The sequence below is a fragment of the Hafnia sp. genome (assembly GCF_036648275.1).
Lineage (GTDB): Bacteria > Pseudomonadota > Gammaproteobacteria > Enterobacterales > Enterobacteriaceae > Hafnia > Hafnia alvei.
This window is the reverse complement of the sequence record NZ_JAVXIQ010000023.1, coordinates 45,976-63,013: the sequence shown is the minus strand read 5'-3', so window position 1 is coordinate 63,013 and position 17,038 is coordinate 45,976. Positions and strand designations below refer to the sequence as shown.

The 17,038-nt window shown below is 49.5% G+C and carries 24 protein-coding genes; 9 read left to right on the top strand and 15 right to left on the bottom strand.

Annotated elements, in window-relative coordinates; translation table 11 throughout:
* Positions 1-223 precede the first annotated feature (223 nt).
* Positions 224-1,201 carry an elongation factor P--(R)-beta-lysine ligase gene (gene epmA, locus RSC70_RS16955; RefSeq protein WP_025798737.1) on the bottom strand — a complete coding sequence of 326 codons (978 nt, stop codon included), beginning with the start codon at positions 1,199-1,201 and terminating at the stop codon, positions 224-226.
* Positions 1,202-1,617: 416 nt separating this feature from the next.
* Between epmA and frdA the strand changes: the two genes are divergently transcribed.
* The 5 genes from frdA (at position 1,618) to blc (ending at position 5,586) form a co-directional block, all read left to right on the top strand.
* Complete coding sequence (frdA, locus tag RSC70_RS16950) at positions 1,618-3,417, top strand: fumarate reductase (quinol) flavoprotein subunit (RefSeq protein ID WP_043490654.1); 1,800 nt, start codon at positions 1,618-1,620, stop codon at positions 3,415-3,417.
* Positions 3,410-4,144 carry a succinate dehydrogenase/fumarate reductase iron-sulfur subunit gene (locus tag RSC70_RS16945; RefSeq protein WP_332538636.1) on the top strand — a complete coding sequence of 245 codons (735 nt, stop codon included), beginning with the start codon at positions 3,410-3,412 and terminating at the stop codon, positions 4,142-4,144. The genes frdA and RSC70_RS16945 overlap by 8 nt, the downstream gene beginning before the upstream one ends.
* 14 nt (positions 4,145-4,158) lie before the next feature.
* On the top strand, positions 4,159-4,557 hold the full coding sequence (gene frdC, locus RSC70_RS16940; protein ID WP_040046331.1) for a fumarate reductase subunit FrdC: 399 nt from the start codon (positions 4,159-4,161) through the stop codon (positions 4,555-4,557).
* A 17-nt stretch (positions 4,558-4,574) separates the two neighbouring features.
* Entirely contained in the window at positions 4,575-4,931 is a 357-nt protein-coding gene (frdD, locus tag RSC70_RS16935) for a fumarate reductase subunit FrdD (protein ID WP_025798728.1), read from the top strand.
* A 106-nt stretch (positions 4,932-5,037) separates the two neighbouring features.
* A complete protein-coding gene (gene blc, locus RSC70_RS16930) occupies positions 5,038-5,586 on the top strand; it encodes an outer membrane lipoprotein Blc (protein WP_046359442.1) in 549 nt (182 codons plus the stop codon).
* 30 nt (positions 5,587-5,616) lie between these two features.
* Here blc and sugE read toward each other — a convergent pair whose 3' ends face one another.
* The 4 genes from sugE to efp form a co-directional block, all read right to left on the bottom strand.
* Positions 5,617-5,934, bottom strand: a complete 318-nt coding sequence (gene sugE / locus RSC70_RS16925) for a quaternary ammonium compound efflux SMR transporter SugE (protein ID WP_025798724.1) — start codon at positions 5,932-5,934, stop codon at positions 5,617-5,619.
* Between the two features lie 178 nt (positions 5,935-6,112).
* The gene (locus tag RSC70_RS16920) at positions 6,113-6,244 is read right to left on the bottom strand and encodes an entericidin A/B family lipoprotein (protein WP_008814834.1); all 132 of its coding nucleotides are present in this window, start codon (positions 6,242-6,244) and stop codon (positions 6,113-6,115) included.
* Positions 6,245-6,339: 95 nt separating this feature from the next.
* A complete protein-coding gene (locus RSC70_RS16915; RefSeq protein WP_130999359.1) occupies positions 6,340-6,471 on the bottom strand; it encodes an entericidin A/B family lipoprotein in 132 nt (43 codons plus the stop codon).
* 89 nt (positions 6,472-6,560) lie between these two features.
* Positions 6,561-7,127 carry an elongation factor P gene (gene efp / locus RSC70_RS16910; protein ID WP_025798719.1) on the bottom strand — a complete coding sequence of 189 codons (567 nt, stop codon included), beginning with the start codon at positions 7,125-7,127 and terminating at the stop codon, positions 6,561-6,563.
* 44 nt (positions 7,128-7,171) lie between these two features.
* On the opposite strand from efp, the gene epmB reads away from it, so the two are divergent.
* On the top strand, positions 7,172-8,206 hold the full coding sequence (gene epmB, locus RSC70_RS16905) for an EF-P beta-lysylation protein EpmB (RefSeq protein ID WP_103008920.1): 1,035 nt from the start codon (positions 7,172-7,174) through the stop codon (positions 8,204-8,206).
* A 60-nt stretch (positions 8,207-8,266) separates the two neighbouring features.
* Here epmB and hemW read toward each other — a convergent pair whose 3' ends face one another.
* From hemW to RSC70_RS16880, 5 genes are all read right to left on the bottom strand, one after another.
* Positions 8,267-9,397, bottom strand: coding sequence for a radical SAM family heme chaperone HemW (gene hemW, locus RSC70_RS16900; RefSeq protein ID WP_332543045.1), 1,131 nt, complete (start codon positions 9,395-9,397; stop codon positions 8,267-8,269).
* Positions 9,390-9,983: an RdgB/HAM1 family non-canonical purine NTP pyrophosphatase gene (gene rdgB, locus RSC70_RS16895; RefSeq protein ID WP_040046337.1), complete on the bottom strand. Its 594-nt coding sequence runs from the start codon at positions 9,981-9,983 to the stop codon at positions 9,390-9,392. Before rdgB ends, hemW begins: the two co-directional genes overlap by 8 nt.
* Before the next feature lie 53 nt (positions 9,984-10,036).
* The gene (gene yggU / locus RSC70_RS16890) at positions 10,037-10,339 is read right to left on the bottom strand and encodes a DUF167 family protein YggU (RefSeq protein ID WP_130999362.1); all 303 of its coding nucleotides are present in this window, start codon (positions 10,337-10,339) and stop codon (positions 10,037-10,039) included.
* Positions 10,340-10,344: 5 nt separating this feature from the next.
* Positions 10,345-10,899, bottom strand: coding sequence for a YggT family protein (locus RSC70_RS16885; RefSeq protein WP_282807401.1), 555 nt, complete (start codon positions 10,897-10,899; stop codon positions 10,345-10,347).
* Positions 10,900-10,972: 73 nt separating this feature from the next.
* Positions 10,973-11,686, bottom strand: a complete 714-nt coding sequence (locus RSC70_RS16880) for a YggS family pyridoxal phosphate-dependent enzyme (RefSeq protein WP_332543044.1) — start codon at positions 11,684-11,686, stop codon at positions 10,973-10,975.
* 22 nt (positions 11,687-11,708) lie between these two features.
* On the opposite strand from RSC70_RS16880, the gene RSC70_RS16875 reads away from it, so the two are divergent.
* From RSC70_RS16875 to RSC70_RS16865, 3 genes are all read left to right on the top strand, one after another.
* Positions 11,709-12,725 (top strand): type IV pilus twitching motility protein PilT, encoded by a 1,017-nt coding sequence (locus tag RSC70_RS16875; RefSeq protein ID WP_130999364.1) that lies wholly within the window; start codon positions 11,709-11,711, stop codon positions 12,723-12,725.
* Positions 12,726-12,789: 64 nt separating this feature from the next.
* On the top strand, positions 12,790-13,041 hold the full coding sequence (locus RSC70_RS16870; RefSeq protein WP_103010386.1) for a type II toxin-antitoxin system Phd/YefM family antitoxin: 252 nt from the start codon (positions 12,790-12,792) through the stop codon (positions 13,039-13,041).
* Complete coding sequence (locus RSC70_RS16865; protein ID WP_103008914.1) at positions 13,034-13,288, top strand: Txe/YoeB family addiction module toxin; 255 nt, start codon at positions 13,034-13,036, stop codon at positions 13,286-13,288. The genes RSC70_RS16870 and RSC70_RS16865 overlap by 8 nt, the downstream gene beginning before the upstream one ends.
* A gap of 5 nt (positions 13,289-13,293) precedes the next feature.
* Here RSC70_RS16865 and ruvX read toward each other — a convergent pair whose 3' ends face one another.
* The 5 genes from ruvX to endA form a co-directional block, all read right to left on the bottom strand.
* Positions 13,294-13,716 (bottom strand): Holliday junction resolvase RuvX, encoded by a 423-nt coding sequence (gene ruvX, locus RSC70_RS16860; RefSeq protein ID WP_025798700.1) that lies wholly within the window; start codon positions 13,714-13,716, stop codon positions 13,294-13,296.
* Complete coding sequence (locus tag RSC70_RS16855) at positions 13,716-14,279, bottom strand: YqgE/AlgH family protein (RefSeq protein WP_063585935.1); 564 nt, start codon at positions 14,277-14,279, stop codon at positions 13,716-13,718. The genes ruvX and RSC70_RS16855 overlap by 1 nt, the downstream gene beginning before the upstream one ends.
* 206 nt (positions 14,280-14,485) lie before the next feature.
* The gene (gshB, locus tag RSC70_RS16850; RefSeq protein ID WP_040046342.1) at positions 14,486-15,439 is read right to left on the bottom strand and encodes a glutathione synthase; all 954 of its coding nucleotides are present in this window, start codon (positions 15,437-15,439) and stop codon (positions 14,486-14,488) included.
* Positions 15,440-15,448: 9 nt separating this feature from the next.
* Positions 15,449-16,180: a 16S rRNA (uracil(1498)-N(3))-methyltransferase gene (rsmE, locus tag RSC70_RS16845; RefSeq protein WP_332543043.1), complete on the bottom strand. Its 732-nt coding sequence runs from the start codon at positions 16,178-16,180 to the stop codon at positions 15,449-15,451.
* Between the two features lie 109 nt (positions 16,181-16,289).
* On the bottom strand, positions 16,290-17,000 hold the full coding sequence (gene endA, locus RSC70_RS16840) for a deoxyribonuclease I (protein ID WP_332543042.1): 711 nt from the start codon (positions 16,998-17,000) through the stop codon (positions 16,290-16,292).
* Positions 17,001-17,038 lie beyond the last annotated feature (38 nt).

The following is a 17,038-nucleotide window of genomic DNA, read 5'->3' as shown; positions in this document are numbered from 1 at the left end:
CTGGTGGCAGGTTGAGGGCGCACAGGACGTGCGCTCCGAGACCGGTCGGCCAAACGACTCGGTGAAAAGCGCGAGAGTGAAGAGGTTGCGCGCTGGCAACCTCTTCTCGGACGCCTACGCCAGCGGTTTCATAGAAACACAAATGCTCACGGGCGGACGAAATTTTTCACCGTTCTAATAATATAGAGAATGCAAAAAAATTCGGCGCTCAGCCAAAAATCACCTACGCCCTATCCACCGGAAACGCAATCACTTCACTTAACCGTTCTGCTTTTAGCGCCAGCATAATCAATCGATCAACGCCAAGTGCAACACCCGAGCAATCCGGCAAACCGTGCTCTAATGCCGCCAGCAGATTCTCATCCAGTGGATGCTCTGGCAGACCCATTGCGGCGCGTTTACGGTTATCTTGCTCAAAACGCATACGCTGTTCGCGAGCATCCGTTAACTCATGGAAGCCATTCGCCAGTTCGATGCCTTTGTAATAGACCTCAAAGCGCTCTGCCACACGGTGATCTTCAGTGCTAATTTGCGCTAAAGAGGCTTGAGAGGCAGGGAAATGATACACAAACGTTGGCTTATCACGGCCAATATTAGGCTCAACGCCAAAGGTAAACAGCAGTTGTAGCAGTGTATCGCGATCTTCTTCTTGGTCGGCCACGTTGCTCAGATCGAGCTTCGCCGCCACTTCACGCAGCTGTACTTTGTCAGCAGAAAGCGGATCCATATCCAAATGACGAATAAACGCCTGCTGGTAGGAAAGCGTTTCGGCGCTGTCGCATTCCAATACCTGTTGCAGAAGATCGTCGACTTCATTCATTAAACGGTACATGTCGTAGTGTGGGCGATACCACTCCAGCATGCTGAACTCAGGATTATGATGGCGGCCTGACTCTTCATTGCGGAAGCTTTTACCGAGCTGATAAATCGGCCCACTGCCCGCTGCTAACAGGCGCTTCATGTGATATTCCGGACTGGTCATCATGTATAGCGTCATGCCCTGCGCCGCACCGGGGCCCACAAAATGGGTTTGGAATGGCACAAGATGAATGTCCGTTACCGTTGCCTGACTCATTGCCGGCGTGTCGACTTCAAGAACACCGCGGTCCGAGAAGAATCGACGAATGGTGGACACGATTGTCGCGCGCTTCAACAAATTGGCGATAGGGGCACTTGGCTGCCAGCTTGCCGTTTCGCTCATGATAATTACTCCGCTATAAAACAGGATGTGCAGTCTACCCGCATCATCGCAGGCAAACAAACCATTGGCGCTCACTGAGTGAGCTAATAACCACACAGCAAAACTATTGGCTGCTCTATATTCTATAAAAAGAACATAAAATACATAAAAACCACGAGAACAGACAGAAATAGCGCTGATATCACATTTTTGTACTACGGTTAGTAGGGAAAACAGCAAAACAATCGATCACATCAAGTTTCTACTACTTCGTTTTAGGTATAATTTTATCACTTGAACTTATAAATCTTAGCCATTCCCGATGCGCACTAAAGAGAGCAACTGTTTGAATATCTGCTACTACTTCTCTTAGTGCGACATTTGGAATGGTTATTCATTTTAATTGATATTGACAATTGATCACCCGGAGGAATGCAGTGCAAACCTTTAACGCAGACCTTGCCATCGTCGGGGCAGGGGGTGCTGGTTTACGTGCAGCAATTGCAGCAGCGGAAGCCAACCCTCAACTGAAGATCGCGCTTATCTCTAAAGTATATCCAATGCGTAGCCACACTGTGGCCGCAGAAGGCGGATCAGCAGCCGTTACTCAGGCTCACGACTCATACGACTACCATTTCAACGATACCGTTGCTGGTGGTGACTGGCTTTGTGAACAGGATGTGGTCGATCATTTCGTCCATAACTGTCCTCGCGAAATGGCTCAGCTTGAGCAATGGGGTTGCCCTTGGAGCCGTAAACCTGACGGTTCCGTTAACGTTCGCCGTTTTGGCGGGATGAAGATTGAGCGTACTTGGTTCGCCGCGGATAAAACCGGCTTCCATATGCTGCACACTCTTTTCCAAACTTCTTTGAAATATCCACAGATTCAGCGCTTTGATGAGCACTTCGTTCTCGACATTTTGGTCGACGAAGGCAAAGCACGCGGCCTTGTTGCCATGAATATGATGGAAGGTACTCTGGTTCAGATCCGTGCAAACGCCGTGGTTATGGCAACAGGCGGCGCAGGCCGTGTGTATCGCTACAACACCAATGGCGGCATCGTTACCGGCGACGGTATGGGCATGGCGTTAGATCACGGTATTCCTTTACGTGATATGGAATTTGTTCAGTATCACCCAACCGGCCTGCCGGGTTCAGGGATCCTGATGACTGAAGGCTGTCGTGGTGAAGGTGGTATTCTGGTCAACAAAGATGGCTATCGCTATCTGCAAGACTACGGAATGGGCCCTGAAACCCCACTCGGCGAACCAAAAAACAAATACATGGAACTGGGTCCACGTGACAAAGTTTCTCAGGCATTCTGGCACGAATGGCGCGCAGGCCGCACCATCTCTACTCCGCGCGGCGATGTGGTCTATCTGGACCTGCGTCATCTGGGTGAGAAAAAACTGCTGGAGCGTCTGCCGTTCATCTGTGAGCTGTCTAAAGCTTACGTGGGCGTCGATCCGGTTAAAGAACCGATCCCAGTTCGTCCAACTGCGCACTACACCATGGGTGGTATTGAAACCAACCAGAACTGCGAAACCCGTATTCAGGGTCTGTTCGCCGTGGGTGAGTGTTCTTCTGTTGGTCTACACGGTGCAAACCGTCTGGGCTCTAACTCTCTGGCAGAGCTGGTGGTATTTGGCCGCGTTGCGGGCGAACACGCTGTTCAGCGCTCACAGGAAGCCACTCCGGCTAACGGCAGCGCACTAGATGCACAGGCAAAAGACGTTGAAGCACGTCTGCACGCACTGGCTAATCAGGAAGGTACTGAAAGCTGGGCGAAAATCCGTGACGAGATGGGTATGTCAATGGAAGAAGGCTGTGGTATCTACCGTACTACTGACCTGATGCAGAAAACCGTTGATAAATTGGCCGAACTGAAAGAACGTTTCAAACGCGTCAAAATCACTGATAACTCTAGCGTCTTCAACACCGACCTGCTGTACACCATCGAATTGGGTCACGGCCTGAACGTGGCTGAATGTATGGCTCATGCGGCAATCAACCGTAAAGAATCCCGTGGCGCACATCAGCGTCTGGATGAAGGTTGCACCGAGCGTGATGACGTTAACTTCCTGAAGCACACCCTGACATTCAAAAATGCCGACGGCCTCGCCCCACGCATTGAATACAGCGACGTGAAAATTACCAAACTGCAACCAGCAAAACGTGTATACGGTGCTGAAGCAGAAGCTCAGGATGCAAAGAATAAGGAGCAAGCGAATGGCTGAGATGAAAATCTTGAAAATGGAAGTCATGCGCTATAACCCAGAACAGGATGCCGAGCCGCATTTCGTGACGTATGACGTCCCGTATGACGAAACGACTTCCCTGCTGGATGCGTTAGGCTACATCAAAGATAATCTGGCTGCCGACCTGTCTTACCGCTGGTCTTGCCGTATGGCAATCTGTGGCTCTTGCGGCATGATGGTTGACCGTGTGCCTAAGCTGGCGTGTAAAACCTTCCTGCGTGACTACCCAACCGGTATGCGCGTTGAAGCGTTAGGCAACTTCCCAGTAGAACGCGATCTGGTGGTCGATATGACTCACTTTATCGAAAGTCTGGAAGCCATTAAGCCATACATCATCGGTAATAACCGTAAACCAGAAGACGGCACCAACCTGCAGACCCCAGCTCAGATGGAAAAATACCATCAGTTCTCCGGCTGCATTAACTGTGGTCTGTGCTATGCAGCCTGCCCACAGTTTGGTCTGAATCCTGAGTTCATCGGCCCAGCCGCTATCACTCTGGCACACCGTTACAATCTGGACACCCGCGATCACGGGCAGAAAGAGCGTATGCCTGTACTGAACTCCGATAACGGTGTTTGGACATGTACATTCGTCGGTTACTGCTCAGAAGTTTGTCCGAAACACGTCGACCCAGCCGCTGCTATCCAGCAGGGTAAAGTTGAAAGTGCGAAAGACTTCATGATCGCGATGCTGAAACCGCAATAAGGGAGGATGAATCAATGACGACTTCAACTAAACGCAAACCTTATGTGCGCGGTATGCAGGCTAACTGGTGGCAGAAACTCGGTTTCTACAAGTTCTATATGCTGCGTGAGAGCTCTGCTCTGGGCAACGTATGGTTCAGCATCGTGCTGATTTATGGAATTTTCTCCATGAAAGACGGCGCTGCTGGCTGGGAAAGCTTTGTCGCTTTCTTGCAGAACCCACTGGTGCTAATCCTGAACATCATCTCATTGCTTCTGGCTGCACTTCATACCAAAACCTGGTTTGAGCTTGCTCCAAAGGCGGCCAATATCGTGGTTGGTGACACGAAAATGGGCCCTGGCCCGGTGATCAAAGCCCTTTGGGTGGTGACCATCATTGCGACTGTGGTCATTTTGGCCGTTACCCTGCTATAACCGTAAAGGAGAACATTGTGGATAATAAAGTATACAAACGTTCTGACGAGCCGGTTTTCTGGGGGCTATTTGGTGCAGGCGGCATGTGGGGTGCAATCATTGCGCCCGTCGTAATCCTGATCGTTGGCATCATGCTGCCTCTGGGCTGGTTCCCAGATGCACTGACTTTCGAACGTGCGCTGAGCTTCAGCCAGAGCTTCATTGGCCGTATTTTCTGGCTGCTGATGATCATTCTGCCGCTGTGGTGTGGTTTGCACCGTTTGCATCATATGATGCATGACCTGAAAATCCACGTACCTGCGGGTAAGTGGGTGTTCTACGGTTTAGCAGCGATTCTGAGCGTAGTTGCGCTGATCGGCGTATTCACGCTGTAATGAGTCCCTTCGCTGTATGAAAGCCTCCTTCGGGAGGCTTTTTTATTAGTTAGATTGCTACTATCAGGTCTACACTTTAACGGTATCCGTTTGAAAAGGAGCCGTTATGCCTGTTTGGTCTCGCATTGCCGCTGTGATTACAGCGCTACTCTCCGTTGGCTGTAGCACTAAGCCGCCGCCTGACGTCACCGTCGTCAGCGACTTTCAACTGCCCCGTTATCTCGGCAACTGGTACGAGATTGCCCGCCTAAATCATCCTTTTGAACAGGGATTAGATCACGTCACAGCCCACTACAGCATGCGGGAAGACGGTGGTGTAAAGGTCGTTAATCGTGGATTCAACACTGAAAAGCACCAATGGAAGGAGAGCATCGGCAAAGCTTATTTCGTTCAGTCGCCGAATATTGCTTCGCTCAAGGTTTCTTTCTTCGGCCCATTCTATGGTGGTTACAACGTGATTGAGTTGGATAGTGAGTATCGCTACGCGTTGATTTGCGGGCCAAATAAGGACTACCTATGGATACTGGCGCGTACGCCCACGCTGGATGACAACGTAAAGCAAAAGTTGCTGGCAACCGCCCAGCGATATGGATTTAAAACTCAGGATTTAATTTGGGTGAACCAATCACCTATCGATATGAGCCCGCCTCATTAGAGGCGAGCTGTAACGCGAGCGAGGCTAAGATTATTGGCTACTGAATTTCAAACCCAGTATCCCGATAACGATCAGACACAGGCTGATAATTCTTGGCAGGCTCGCAGATTCCCCTAGCAGTACAATCCCCATAATGGCCGCCCCTACGGCACCAATTCCCGTCCACACGGCATAAGCGGTGCCTGCCGGTAAGGTTTTCATCGCATGCGCCAACAGCACCATACTCACCACCATGGCAGCAATAGTAATAATGCTCGGCGTTAAGCGAGAAAAACCATGGGTATACTTTAAGCCAATTGCCCAAACAACTTCCAAGAGACCAGCGACCATCAGAATGATCCAAGACATGCGATTTATCCACAACGATGGGGTCGTCCCCGAATTAAGATACGTACACAGGTCGTCCTGCGTAGTTTTTTGAATAGTGAAGCGACGTTAGGGTACGATGATTTTGAGAAAAAGTTAAGAAGAGGAAATATCAGGGCGTAGGCAACAAGACAACGCCCTTGCGTATGGCAAATAAAAGCTACTGTGCGGCGCGCTGAATCGCCTGACCACCGGCTTCTACGTCTTCACCCGCACCGCGAGTCGTATTACATCCAGCCAAAGCGGCAAGAACTAACAGAGAACATACTAATGCGATGCTTTTCTTGATCATTGCTATCTTCCTTATCTGCAGTTTTAAAAGTAATGCCTTTTAAGCGTAGACAAGAAATCAGCAGTAAGCGAAAAAACATCACCGCTCTTAATTAATTAGCTCGCAACCCGTGAAATTGCGCCGCCGAGATGCTGTACATCCTCGCCGAATCCGCGGGCGGTGTTACAACCACTCAAAGCCGCTAACGCACTCACCACTAATGCCAACACAACGATTTTCTTTATCATATTTATCCGTGTTCCTCATGCGAGCCTTTTAGGTAAAAAAAAACCGCGTTGTACGCGGCTTTTTTAAAACAAATTAGCTTTCTTCGCAATTACTTAACGCGAGAAACATATTCGCCAGAACGGGTGTCAACTTTGATCACTTCGCCGATCTGTACGAACAATGGAACTTTAACCACTGCGCCAGTGCTCAGGGTTGCAGGTTTACCGCCGGTACCTGCGGTATCACCTTTCAGACCTGGATCGGTATCAACGATTTCCAGCTCTACGAAGTTTGGAGGAGTAACCTGAATTGGACGGCCGTTCCACAGAGTTACGATACACTCTGCCTGATCCAGCATCCATTTAGCGTTATCGCCGATGGCTTTCTCATCAGCAGCCAACTGCTCGAAGGTTTCGTTGTTCATGAAATGATAGAACTCACCGTCGTTGTACAGGTAAGTCAGGTTCAGATCGACAACGTCCGCGCCTTCTGCGGAGTCAGTAGATTTAAAGGTTTTTTCAACACGGGTGCCGGTCAGCAGGCGACGCATTTTAACGCGAGCAAAGGCTTGGCCTTTACCTGGTTTCACAAACTCGCTGCTTTCTACTGCATAAGGCTCGCCCTCGAACATGATTTTAAGACCGGGACGGAAATCGTTGCTAGAATAAGTCGCCATAAAGGCCCTCTGAATTATTTATAACTGGTAGCTTAGCCAAAAAAATGGCACATATTGTAACTCAAAATACGCAGTCTAGAGAAGATTGGCTGCAACAACTTGCCGATGTTATTACTGAACCGGCAGAATTGCTTGAATATTTAGCACTTTCCGACAGCCCTGAATGGCAAAAAGGCCACGATGCGCGGCGTCTTTTCGCCCTGCGCGTTCCTCACGCCTTCGCTCGACGCATGAAAAAGGGCGACCCGAACGATCCGCTCCTCCTTCAGGTCATGACGTCCGCCAACGAATTTATCGCCACGCCGGGCTATTCGACCGATCCGCTGGAAGAACAAGACGACGCCATCGCCGTGCCAGGGCTACTGCATAAATATATTAACCGAGCGTTGCTGTTGGTCAAAGGCGGCTGTGCGGTTAACTGTCGTTATTGCTTCCGCCGTCACTTTCCCTATCAGGAAAATCAGGGGAATAAAGCCAACTGGCGTCACGCCCTAGATTATATTCGCCAACAGCCAGAGCTGGACGAAATCATTTTTTCCGGCGGCGATCCGTTGATGGCGAAAGATCACGAGCTGGCCTGGTTGCTCGACGAGATAGAAACCATCCCGCATATTAAACGGCTGCGCATCCATAGCCGCTTGCCGGTGGTGATCCCTGCTCGAATCACCGAAGCGCTGACGCAACGTTTTTCTCAGTCACGCTTACAGATTCTGCTGGTGACTCACGTTAACCATGCCAATGAAATTGACCCAGAGTTTTGTGATGCCATGACGCGCCTCAAACGCGCCAACGTCACGCTTCTCAATCAGGGCGTTTTACTGCGCGGGGTGAATGATAACGCAGATACATTGGCTAAGCTCAGCAATGCACTGTTTGATGCGGGAATCATGCCTTACTACCTGCATGTCCTCGATCGAGTACAAGGCGCGGCGCATTTTATGGTGCCAGATGATGAAGCACGGTTGATCATGCGTGAACTGATGACGAAAGTCTCAGGCTATATGGTGCCAAAGCTCACACGTGAAATCGGCGGTGAACCAAGCAAAACAACCATTGATCTGGGCTTACGCCAACGTTGATCTGAAGCCAGCCCTCCCCTGCAAAGAGGAGGGCCAGTTAGGGACAATGAGATGAAACTGCTACAGAAATAGCTCCAGCAACGAATTCAAAAACAGCTTTCCGTGCTCGGTAATCTGCCAATATTCATCGGTTTCTACGATATAATTTTGTGCCAGTGCTTCATCAAGCTGAGCACGAATCACCTCTTCGCCAAGCCCTGTGTACAATTGGAATTCCGCACGCGGCGTAGGCTCAAGCAATCTAAAGCGGTTCATAAAGAACTCGAACGGGCGATCGTCGCTCTCCACCTCATGCTGTTTATCAAGGTAACGCCCTTGCATATATCCGCGCGGATGACGTGTTTTCGCCGTGCGCAAAATGCGTCCGTCTTCAAACGTCACCTTACCGTGCGCTCCGCAGCCAATCCCCAGATAGTCGCCAAAGCGCCAGTAGTTCAAATTATGCTGGCACTGATAGCCCGACTTGGCATAGGCCGAAGTTTCATATTGCTGATACCCCGCTGCGCGTAGCAGTTCATCACCGCGCTGGAAAATATCCCATAGCGCGTCGTCATCCGGTAATTTTGGCGGACGCGAACCAAACAGCGTGTTCGGCTCAATCGTGAGTTGATACCACGACAAATGCGGCGGATTCAGTTCAATCGCCTGACGCAAATCATCAAGCGCCTCTTCCAATGACTGGTCTGGCAAGCCGTGCATCAAATCGAGATTAAAACTGCGTAGCCCTAAACCTTGCGCCAGATGTGCCGCACGTTTGGCCTCTTCAGGCCCATGAATGCGCCCTAAACGCGTTAACTTCTCTGCGCTAAAGCTTTGCACGCCAATCGAAATACGATTGATACCGGCTCGCTGGTAGGCGCTGAAGCGATCGGCCTCAACGGTGCCAGGATTCGCCTCCATGGTCACTTCCGCATCTGCCGCAACCGGTAAACGCGCGCGCACGCCATCCATTAGACGCTGCATACCTTCGGCGCTTAGCAGGCTTGGCGTTCCGCCACCGATAAAAATAGTGCCAATTTCACGCCCTGAGGTAAGCGCCACATCGGCATCTAAATCAGCCAACAAATGGTCGACATATTCCGTCGAAGGAATATCGCCTTTCTGAGCATGAGAATTGAAATCGCAGTATGGGCATTTCTGCACACACCACGGGATATGAATATAGAGACTAAGCGGGGGCAACTTAAGCATTGCGCATCGCTTCCAGCAGCAGTTTCAATGCTTTGCCACGGTGTGAAACCGCAATTTTCTGCTCTTTACTAAGCTGCGCCGCAGAACAACCTAACTCAGGAACATGGAAAATAGGGTCGTAGCCGAAGCCACCGTCGCCTGAGGGCGCGAAACTGATTTCACCCGCCCAGCTGCCGTGACATACCAGCGGCGTAGGATCTTCTGCATGGCGTAAATAAACTAATACGCAGTGGAATCGCGCCTGACGTTGGCCTTCGGGAACATCTTTCAGCGCTACCAGCAGTTTCTCGAGATTCTGACGGTCGCTGGCATCTTCGCCCGCATAACGTGCGGAATAGATCCCTGGAGCTCCACCCAAAATATCCACGGCTAAACCAGAATCGTCGGCAATTGCAGGCAATCCCGTGATCTGCGCAGCGTGGCGGGCTTTAAGAATCGCGTTCTCAATAAAAGTCAGGCCCGTTTCTTCCGCAGAGTCCACGCCCAATTCAGTTTGCGCCACAACGTCTAAGCCAAAGTCGGCCAGCAAGCTTGCCAACTCACGAACTTTGCCTGCATTTCCCGTCGCTAGTACCACTTTTTGCATGATAAATCCTATATATAGCACCGGCAGGCTAACGCCTGCCGGTAGAAAAATAATTATTCAGGGGAGCACAATGCAGAGATCACATCAGGGATTTGTTGAGGATGGTTAATGCGAACCTGCTTATGCCGGCCCAACTCCCCTTTCTCAATAATCACCTGACTTTTAGCGACCCGAAACTGTTTGGCGATAAATTTTTGCAGATGAGCATTAGCCTGGCCATCTACCGGCGGTGCGGTAATGGCGACTTTTAACTCTTCACCATGTAGCCCAACAATCTGGTCACGACTGGCTTTAGGCTGAATATAAAGGCGTAAAACCAGCGCATCATTCTCAAACTTTACTGCGTCTGTACTCATTCCACTCACAGCAAGAACCAGAGCTGCCCCAGCAGATCCATGCCGAGATAATTCAGCATGTACAGCACCAAAATCACGACCATGGCTGAAAAATCTAAGCCGCCCATCGCAGGAAGAAAACGACGTATCGGCGACATCAACGGCTCAGTCAGCTGCATCAACACATAGTCCATTGGGCTGCGGCCTTGGCTGATCCAGCTCATGATAGAACGGATGATAATCACCCAGAACACCAGATAACCCGCAGATTTAATAACGGAAATCAGACCAAATAGCAGGTTGTAAGGGCTAAGCGAGATATCTCCGCTTTGGATCAGCAACAACAACGGATATTTGATCGTCATCAGCAAAAATGCCACCAGCAGCGAAGACGAATCAATCGGCCCCAGTGAAGGGATTACGCGACGCAGCGGCCCGACAATTGGCTGAGTCACTTTCACAATAAACTGCGACAGTGGATTATAAAAATCAGTGCGTGCCCATTGCATCCAGATCCGCAGCAATAAAATCATGACGTAAAGGTCAATGACAGTTTTGACCAAGAAAGTCAGTGTTAGCATGAAAAACCCTTTATCCGTTAAATGGTAAGGTAAGTAAGAAAATTAAAATAATCAGTCTATTAACTGATAATTATTATGAAGTTGTACCGTAATCACGAGCGCCAAAAATCGCGGTACCGATGCGAACGAGCGTACTGCCAGCGGTAATCGCAGCCGCCATATCGTGGGTCATCCCCATCGATAACGTATCGATATGCGGATACTGCGTTTTAAGAGCCAAAAATGCCTGTTCCATTTGTTCAAACACTGCTTTTTGCTTCGCAGAGTCTTCTTCTGGCGCAGGAATGGCCATCAAGCCACGCAGACGAAGATTAGGCATTTCAGCGACCTGCACAGCTAACGCATCAAGCTCGCTCAGTTCAATACCTGATTTGCTGCTCTCGTCACTAATATTAATTTGGATCAGCACGTTCAAGGGTGCGCATTCCGCTGGGCGCTGTTCACTCAGGCGCTGAGCAATTTTCACACGATCGATAGTATGGATCCAATCAAAATGCTCCGCGACTAAGCGACTTTTATTAGATTGCAGTGGGCCAATAAAGTGCCACTCCAACTCTGCTCCGTGAGGCGTCTGTGCAAAATGCTGGATCTTGCTCACCCCTTCCTGCACGTAGTTTTCACCGAAGGTTCTCTGCCCTGCAGCAATCGCTTCTTCGATAGCGCTCACAGGTTTGGTTTTACTGACTGCAAGCAACGTAACTTCTTCTGGAGACCTGCCGCAATCCTGAGCCGCAGCGCTGATACGGCTCCTGACGGCCTCTAAATTTTGTTGGATAGTGCTATTCATAATTTTTGGCTCAGGAGGTTAAATGGATTTTTGTGATTTATTGGCTCGTAGTGTAAAGCAAAACGCATCAGATCTGCATCTTTGCACTGGATATCCACCCGTTCTTCGTATCGACGGCGCACTACAAACGATAGAAGCAGAACCAATAACATCGCGCCAGATTGACTCTTGGCTCGCAATGCACCTGCCCGCAGAGGCCGATACCCTATGGCGACAACAGCATCAGGTAGATTTCGCCTTAAACCTACATGGGGGCATCCGGCTCAGAGTCAATGCTTTCCAGCAATTACATGGCCCCTCGCTGGCCCTACGAATTATCCCAAATACCCTCCCTACGCTGCATGATTTATCCGCGCCTGCGGCACTTGCTAATCTCCTTGAGGTTGGCTCAGGACTCATCTTGGTTTGTGGTGCAACCGGCAGCGGGAAATCCACAACGCTTGCCGCCATGCTTAACCATATAAACCACCATCAGCCATGGCACATTATTACGCTTGAAGATCCTTTGGAGTTTATTCATATCCCGCAGCAATCGCTTATCCAACAGCGTGAAATTGGCTCTCATGTCCCAAGCTTCAACCAAGCATTGCGCGCCGCGTTACGAGAAGATCCCGACGTCATACTGCTGGGGGAATTGCGCGACGCAGAATCCATTCGTTTAGCCCTCACGGCAGCAGAAACTGGCCATCTAGTATTAGCGACGCTACATACGCGAGGAGCCGCACAAGCGGTAGAACGGTTGATTGATGTTTTTCCTGCCGAAGAGAAAAATTTTGTACGCACACAAATCGCAGGCAGCCTACAAGCAGTGCTGGCACAGCAGCTTTTGCCCAAGCAAGGAGGAGGGAGAGTCGCCGCGTTTGAATTTCTGCTCAATACTCCTGCCGTCAGTAACTTAATCCGTGAAGAAAAAGCGCACCAGATAGCTACCGTACTGCAAACCGGACAACGACAAGGAATGCTAAGTTTTGAGCAGGACATGGCTCGCTTAAACGCACAGGGAATACTAGGAAGGATAAAAAATGACCATGACCACTAACCTGCTCACTAAGGGCAATGTACAATATAGTTGTACATTGTCACTTTCCGGTCAGGAGATTTTTATGCGCAATATCACCTACTCAGCGGCTCGAGCCACTTTATCCTCAGTCATGGATCAAACTATTCAGGACTGCACCCCCATACTTATCACCCGTCAAAATGGTGAAGACTGCGTTTTGATGTCTAGCAAAGAGTATTCCAGCCTCATGGAAACCGCTTATTTAATGCGCTCACCCGCGAATGCTGAACACCTGCTTAAATCATTGGCACAAGCTAGCGCCAAGGCTCTAGAAAAGAAGGTGCTGGATGAATAAATTCTTCACGGATGAGTCTTGGGCCGATTATGTTTTCTGGCAGGAAAATGACAAGCGTTTTATTAAACGTATCAATGAATTGATTAAAGAAATTGAAAGGAGCCCGTTCACCGGCATTGGTAAACCAGAGCCTTTAAAACATCATCTATCGGGTTATTGGTCACGCAGAATCAATGAAGAACACCGACTCATTTATCGGGTAGAACAAGACAGGATGATCATCCTGTCTTGCCGCTACCATTATTAATCAGCTCATCCCACCTGCTGATCAAACCAGCTTTCAAGGATAATCACTGCAGAAGCTGCGTCGACGCTACCTTTATCCAACGCACGATAGCCGCCACCGGCAAAAAGATGCGATCGCGCTTCGACGGTACTCAAGCGTTCATCATGTAGAGCAATTTGCACACCAAAACGACCGTGAATGCGATTAGCAAATTTTCGCGCCTGAGCGGTAACCGGTTGTTCAGTGCCGTCCATATTGAGAGGTAGCCCAACCACCACGAGATCTGGCTGCCACTCCTTTAAAATTTTTTCAATTTTGGTCCAGTCAGGTGAGCCTTCATTCGCCTTAAATGAAGCCAATGGCCGCGCCGTACCTGTAATCTCTTGTCCAATCGCAGCACCAATACTTTTAGTGCCAAAATCGAAAGCGATAATTGTTCTGTTGCCCATTACGCGTGTCCTGCTGAAGTGGCCATATTGCGAATATCGATGCCCAGTTTTTTAGCCGCGCTGACCCAGCGTTCTGAAATTGGCGTATGGAATAGGATATGTGCATCAGCTTCAACGGTGAGCCACGCATTATCCAGCAGCTCTTGTTCCAACTGTCCCGCCTCCCAGCTGCAATATCCCAATGAAACCAAAATTTCTTTTGGCTGTGCTTGAGTCCCCAACGTTTCAAGCACGTCGCGAGACGTTGTCATCATGCATTCAGCGGAAATAGCGACGCTGGAACCAAAATTTGGCTGCGGCGTATGCAGCACAAAACCACGATCTTCCGCCAATGGGCCACCGTACATGACCGGTTTATCCAACCGAATTTTCTCGTCTCTTGGCTCTGGCGTGATTTTTAGCTTTTCCAATAGGGATCCCAGAGTGAGCTGTTCCAGTGGTTTATTAATGACTAAACCCATCGCGCCATCTTTATTGTGCTCACACACATAAATAACGGAACGTTTGAATCGGCTGTCCTGCATAGAAGGCATGGCTATAAGAAAATGGTGCGCTAAATTCATCGTCGTGGCTTCAACTCGCTGTATTTGTTTGTGTGTTCACTAAAGTGTATTCAGTGAATATACCCTCAGCTCTTTAAGGTGCAGGGGTATAGTGATTTCATCCTGAAATTTCAGTATGCGAATTTTTGGGCTGGATGTCACGGGAGATAACCCCTACCTGCAAGCACGATCAAACATATATCGCGCTAGCAGATCGGGGGCAAAAATTACTTCTTACCAATACGCTTTTCAATCGCATCCATTAACATGCCGGTCACGGACACATCAGGGAATGCGGCTTCAATCTCACGCGCACAGGTCGGGCTAGTGACGTTAATTTCAGTCAGGCGATCGCCGATAATGTCTAAACCAACAAAGATGAGACCTTTCTCTTTCAGTACTGGCGCAACTTTACGCGCAATGGCCCAGTCGCTTTCTGTCAATGGACGCGCTTCACCACGCCCACCAGCAGCCAAGTTGCCACGGGTTTCGCCACTTTTTGGAATACGCGCCAAGCAGTAAGGAACCGGCTCGCCGTCCACTACCAGCACGCGTTTGTCACCGTCTTTGATCGCAGGAAGGAAATTCTGCGCCATGCAGAAACGACTGCTGTGTTCGGTCAGCGTTTCGATAATCACAGACAAATTCGGATCTTCTGCTTTTACGCGGAAAATCGATGCGCCGCCCATGCCGTCGAGCGGTTTCAGAATAATGTCACCGTGCTTGGCATAGAATTCACGAATGTGTTCCGCTTTGCGTGTGACTAAGGTGTCCGGCGTTAAATCGGCAAACCATGCGGTGAACAGCTTTTCGTTACAGTCACGCAGGCTCTGTGGCTTGTTGACGATCAGAGTGCCTTTATCTTCCGCTCGTTCAAGGATATAAGTAGCATAAATAAACTCGGTATCAAACGGAGGATCTTTACGCATTAAGATGACGTCGAGATCGGACAGAGCAATATCCTGTTCGCCGTGGAACTCATACCAGCCCGCTTTATCTTCTTTCACACTCAGCAATTGAGTGCGCGCACGCCCTTCCCCCACATACATGTAAAGATCGTTCATTTCCATGTAGTGCAGTTCGTAGCCACGGCGCTGTGCTTCTAGCAGCATCGCAAAGCTGGTGTCTTTTTTGATATTGATGGAAGAAATCGGGTCCATCACAATGCCAAGCTTAATCATTCTTTTCTCCTAGCCTAAATCGCCAAAGCGAACCTGAAGTGCGGTTATGGCTGTCAGCGCGGTGGTCTCTGTGCGTAATACACGAGGTCCTAACAGAATATCAGTAAATTGGTAGCCTGCGGTCATGGCAATTTCATCGGCGGATAATCCACCTTCTGGGCCAATCAGCAAACGTACGCGTTCAACGGGCAGCGGTAATGTGTTGATACTCGCATTGGCACGCGGATGCAAATTCAGCTTCAGAGAATCATCCTCTTCGGCGCACCACTGCTCTAACAGCATCGTTGGACGAATTTCAGGAATCACATTCCGACCACACTGCTCGCAGGCAGCAATCGCAATTTTTTGCCACTGTCCTAGTTTTTTAGCCATGCGCTCAGCATCTAACTTAACGCCACAGCGTTCAGAAATCAGCGGGGTAATTATGCTAGCACCTAGCTCAATGGATTTTTGAATGGTGAATTCCATCTTTTCACCACGTGAAATCACCTGCCCCAAATGCAAATGCAGCGGCGACTCACGATCGTCGATTACACCAGCCTGTACGCTCACCCGAATGTTTTTCTTGCTGGCCGAAATAATATGCGCGGTAAAAATCTGGTTACTACCATCAAATAGCTGGATCTCATGCCCTTCGCTCATGCGCAGAACTCGCCCAACGTGATTCGCAGCATCTTCGCTAAGATCAATTTCGCAAGGCGCATCAAGGCGTTCAGGGTGATAAATACGAGGAATACGCATGAAGTAGATCATCCTTATGAATGATGAGATAAGCGCCGCAGTGCGGCGCTGAAAAAAAATATAGGTGGGATTATAAGGGTTGGAGTGAGAACCGACAAACGCCTAACACTCAGCCTTTGGAGACCTCACAGGCCTGCTGGACATAAGGATTATGATTGCCTTGCATGTTGGCTATCCGCCGATCGCGCGTACACTCCCACTCGGTCACTGGATATTGGCGGTTCCAGACGTCAAACAGCTGAGTTTGCTGTTTAGATAAACGAATACTGTATCGATCGCGCATATAGAAATAGGTTCTGGCAATAGCCCCACGGGCACGAGCAGGTGGCTCTGCCTGTTTGTTTTTGAAATCAACTTTCATCGGACATTGCCCGTACTGCCCTTCGCCACCGCGCCATTGGCTATACATAAAGTTATTACGATCGCCGTTCACTTCCCCCACTGCGGGCTGCAAGTTATGCAGATCGGTTTCAATCTGCACATATTGCGGTATTTTGGCGCAGTTTTTACGCCCACCGTCCTGCCAGCACTGCATTAGGTGGCCAAACTGCCACGCAGGCATCACGTGCTCCCACTCAATGCGTGAGGCGCGATTCTGATTTTTACGCGCCTGATATCCGCAACTCTCCAGATTGGGAATACCCTTCTTTCCTTGCCACTCAATTTGGCAGCCACAGTAGAAGGAGCCAGGGGCATCCTGATTTATTTTAACCGCAGCCGCTTTGGCCTGAGTGAAATTATTGATTTTTTGCGCCTGTCCTAAAAGTGGACAAGCCAGAAGTACTGAAAACGTCAGCGCGTATGAAATTTTGCGAAGCATATTCCAAAAACAACATTGATATGGAAAAGGCCGCAGGG